The 4302-nt window shown below is 66.5% G+C and carries 5 protein-coding genes; all 5 read left to right on the top strand.

Annotation, left to right across the window (positions count from 1 at the left end; all coding sequences use genetic code 11):
• Positions 1-340 precede the first annotated feature (340 nt).
• The gene (locus tag E4M07_RS29285; RefSeq protein ID WP_169054469.1) at positions 341-490 is read left to right on the top strand and encodes a hypothetical protein; all 150 of its coding nucleotides are present in this window, start codon (positions 341-343) and stop codon (positions 488-490) included.
• 191 nt (positions 491-681) lie between these two features.
• Positions 682-921: a helix-turn-helix domain-containing protein gene (locus tag E4M07_RS28840; protein ID WP_136661869.1), complete on the top strand. Its 240-nt coding sequence runs from the start codon at positions 682-684 to the stop codon at positions 919-921.
• Positions 918-1586 carry a S26 family signal peptidase gene (locus E4M07_RS28835; protein ID WP_136661868.1) on the top strand — a complete coding sequence of 223 codons (669 nt, stop codon included), beginning with the start codon at positions 918-920 and terminating at the stop codon, positions 1584-1586. Before E4M07_RS28840 ends, E4M07_RS28835 begins: the two co-directional genes overlap by 4 nt.
• A gap of 29 nt (positions 1587-1615) precedes the next feature.
• Entirely contained in the window at positions 1616-2224 is a 609-nt protein-coding gene (locus tag E4M07_RS28830) for a lytic transglycosylase domain-containing protein (RefSeq protein ID WP_246660658.1), read from the top strand.
• A gap of 400 nt (positions 2225-2624) precedes the next feature.
• On the top strand, positions 2625-4302 hold a 1678-nt coding region (locus tag E4M07_RS28825; RefSeq protein ID WP_136661866.1), incomplete at its 3' end, for a VirD2 family relaxase/mobilization nuclease.

The following is a 4302-nucleotide window of genomic DNA, read 5'->3' as shown; positions in this document are numbered from 1 at the left end:
GCCCTGTGGGAGCCGCGCGAGCGCTGATCCGGTTCCTCTCAAAGCCCCGCCGGGTTCGCCCGGTGGGGTCTTTCCTCGTGGCTTCGCGCCTGCCGGGCCGCCGGAACCGATACGGCGATGCTCGGTAAGTAACGGGCTTTCCGTCTCGACCTTTCCAGCATGCCATCCGGCCAGGGGGCGCCTCAAGGCTGCGCGGTACCCCCAAAATGCTTCGCATTTCGGCTCCCCCACGCCCCGCTTCGCGGCGCTGACGCGGCCTTGACCCGCGGCTTGCCGGATGACCGGGGAAGGCGTTCTGCGAGCGGCAGAACAGCTCAATCATCACAGGAGGTTACCACCCATGTCACGCAACGATATCACAATCTGGATCGAACTTCTGGACATCGAATTGCGCGCGGGCCTGCCGGGGCGCGAGCGCACCGAGGCACGAAAACAGATCGCCGGATTGCGGCTCCGACTCGCCGCGATGGAGGAAACGGAAGGGGCATAGCGCTCCTTCCCTGTCTCGTTTTCCCGGCGAAAGCCGGATCGCGCCGCCGGTTTTCGCGTGAGCGAAAATGACAATAAACGAAAGAGGGGGCTCGAATTTCGCGGCCCCCGTCATTCGAGCGTCCCGCAAAGCGCCCCTGCCCGCCATCGTGTCCTTCATTCGCGCCCTCAACCGACGAAAGGACACGGAATATGCAAGACGATCCATCACGGGCGATGGAGGCCAGGAAAGGCAGCCCCTTCCTGACCACCCGGCAGGCCGCGCACTATCTCAGCCTGTCCTATCGCACCCTGGAGAAGATGCGCCTTACCGGCCATGGGCCGCGCTTTCGCAAGCATGGCCGCTATGTGCGCTATCACATCGCCGATCTCGACGCCTGGTCGGAAGGGGAACGTCGGACCTCCACCTCGGACAGGGGCGAAGCGCGATGAGCGCCCTTTCGCTTGCGCGTTCCCGCCAACGCCGGCGGGCACGAAAGAACCCCCGCGCTATCCTCGTCTGCGGCATCCTCGGCCTCGGCCTGATCGGTCTTTCCGCCATCGCCCATGTGCGCAATCCGGCGCCCCTCCTGGTCTGGAACGCTTCGGCGAGCGCCCCGGTCGGTCTCTATCGCGTCACATCCGGTGCGCCGGACCGCGGCGACCTGGCGCTCGTCCAGCCCGCCATGTCCATCGCGGGACTTGCCGCCGGGCGCGGTTACCTGCCCGTTGGCGTGCCGCTGATCAAGCGCATCGCGGCTGTTGCAGGCGACGATGCCTGCGCCTTCGACGACGCGATCATAATCAACGGCCGCGTCGCCGCCCGCCGGCTTGCCGCCGATAGCGCGGGCCGTCCCATGCCGCGCTGGAATGCGTGCCGGGTGCTCGATGCGGATGAGGTTTTCCTGCTGACGGCGGCCCCGGACTCCTTCGACAGCCGCTATTTCGGGCCGGTGACGCGCGCACGGATCGTCGGCAGGCTCTCGCCGCTATGGGTGAGGGGCGATGGCCCCAGAGAGCGGAGAGAGCGGAGAGAGCGGAAAGAGCGGAAAGAGCCGGAAGGATTCAACGCTGTCGGCGATGAACGCCGCGAACCTTGCGGGGGGCGGCAGGAATGAGAACGTGCCTGATCGTCATGGCGGCCGCCATGATCGCCCCTGCCCATGCCGACGGTATCGAACGGTTCCACACGCATGTCATTGAGGCGTCGAAACGCTTCACGGTCCCCGATAGCTGGATCCGCGCCGTCATCATGGCCGAGAGCAACGGCGACCCGCTTGCCGTCTCGCCCAGGGGCGCCATGGGTCTGATGCAGCTCATGCCGGGGACATGGAAGGAACTGCGCGGCCGGCACGATCCTGGCGCCGATCCCTTCGATCCGCGCACCAACATTCTGGCCGGAACCGCCTATCTCAGGGCCATGCATGAGCGCTTCGGCTATCCCGGCCTGTTCGCCGCCTACAATGCCGGTCCGGGCCGCTACGGCAAGCATCTGAAGACCGGAAAACCGCTTCCCGCCGAGACCCGCGCCTATGTCGCGCGCATCGAAGAAACGCTCGCAGGCGCGGGCGAACCGACTTCGATGAAAGCGAAAGCAGGCCCATCGGGCGCACGGAATCCGCCGCCAATCGCCTTCGATACGCGGCTGTTCTTTTCGCTTTCGGCACCGCAAAACGACACCGGAAACGGTGAAGAACATGCCCCGGACGGCGATCTTTTCGTGCCGCTTTCGAGGCCGGAACCCGACAGGAACTGAGGCCGCAATACACAAAGGCGGCGCGAAGGATGATGCCGGAAAATGCATCGCCGGAGCCTGTTTTGCCGCGTGACATTCAACCCCCTTCCGCCCGGTGGCGCAGTTTCACCGCCGCCGGGTTCTTTCGCCGCAGGTTCAGGTGATCGCAGATGAGCGTGGAAGGGCGCGGGAGGGATGAGAAATGCCGCGTAAGGCAAGATAAAGCTCCGGCACCATACGCCGGCATCGCGAACGGCAAGCCTTTGTCTGCACATCGTTTTTTCGGGGCGGCGGATGGCGCCATACGCCCCGTCATGGTGCCATGGGGGCGGCAACGCCCCGGTTTTCTTAGGCGTGACTGGCACCGGTTTCCTGAGGCCGCCGTCGTGGCCAATTTATCGGGACCAATGAGGAGCACAGCATGTTCGATGACGACGACTTCAAACCCAGGCCCGGAAAAATCCGCTCGCGCGGCGCAAAGCGCGGGCGCAAGTTCCTGCACCGGGTCCTGGCCGCCTCGAACCTGGCGCGTGGCGGCGCGAGTGGCACACGCAAGCCGGGTTTCACCGGCAAGCGGGTCGGGCGCGGCGCCGGGACGGGACGCGTGCTCGCCAGCCGCGACCGTCATGCCGCCTTGCGCCAGCGCCGGGTCATCGTCAAATCGCGCATCGTCAAACTCGCCGGCAAGGGGAAGGGCAGGGCAGGTGGAATGGCCGGGGGCAGGGCCCGGGCAATGGAAGGCGCGCGGGCGCATCTGCGCTATATCCAGCGCGACGGGGTGACACACGACGGCGAGCGCGGCGAACTCTACGGCGCCAATGAGGACCGGGCGGACGGCAAGGCGTTCCTGGAACGCTCGCAAGGCGACCGCCACCAGTTCCGCTTCATCGTCTCGGCCGAGGACGGCGCGCAATACGAAGATCTCAAACCGCTCACCCGCCGCCTGATGGCGCGCATGGAGGAAGATCTGGCTACCCGCCTCGACTGGGTGGCGGTCGATCACCACAATACCGGCCATCCCCACACCCATATCCTGCTGCGCGGCCGCGACGACAAAGGCAGGGATCTGATCATTGCCCGCGACTACATGACCACCGGCATGCGCGCGCGCGCCGCCGGGATCGTCAGCCTGGATTTCGGGCCGCGTTCGGATCGGGAAATCGAGAGCCGGCTCAGGGCCGAGATGGAGCAGGAACGGCTGACGAGCATCGACCGCCGCCTGATCCGCGACAGGGACGAAAGCGGCCTCGTCACCGCCACCGGCCGTGACGCCTTCCGGCAAAGCCTGCGCATGGGGCGTCTGAAGAAACTGGAACGCCTTGGCCTCGCGGAAGAAATCCGCCCCGGCCGGTGGCGGCTGGAAGAAGGGCTGGAGGACACGCTGCGGCGCATGGGCGGGCGCGGCGACATCATCAGGACCATGCAGCGCGAGATGAGGGAGAAGAACATTGCCCGCAGTCCCGCCGATTACGTGGTCCTCGACCCGGGAGACCCGACCGTGAAACCGGTCATCGGGCGTGTGGTGGCACGCGGGCTATCCGACGAACTCAAGGACCGCCATTATCTGATCGTCGATGGGATAGATGGCCGCAGCCACTATATCGATATCGGCAAGGGCGAGGCGACCGAACCGATGCCGGACGGGAGTATCGTGCGCGTGACGCCGAAAAACCCGGAGCCGCGCAAGGCGGACCGCACCGTCGCCGAGATTGCCGCCGCCAATGGCGGGCGCTACAGCATCGACCTGCACCTGCGGCACGACCCGCGCGCCACCGAGGACTACGCCGAGACCCATGTGCGGCGTCTGGAGGCCATCCGCCGCGCCACCGGCGGCGTTGCCCGCGAGCCCAACGGGACCTGGATCGTCGAGCCGGACCATCTCGACCGGGCGGTCGACTACGAACGCAACCGCGCCAGAACCGCCCCGGTCATCGTCGAAAGACTGTCGCATCTCTCGCTCGACCGGCAGGTGGACGCCGACGGCGCCACCTGGCTCGACCGTGAACTCGTCTCCGGCAATCCGCAAACCATTCGCGACTCGGGCTTCGGACGCGAGGTGCGCGAAGCGCAGGCCCGCCGAAGGCAATGGCTGATCGCCG

The organism is Nitratireductor sp. XY-223 (genome assembly GCF_004959855.1).
Lineage (GTDB): Bacteria > Pseudomonadota > Alphaproteobacteria > Rhizobiales > Rhizobiaceae > Hoeflea_A.
Note: the sequence above shows the minus strand (reverse complement) of the source record. Positions and strands in the feature narration are given on the sequence as shown.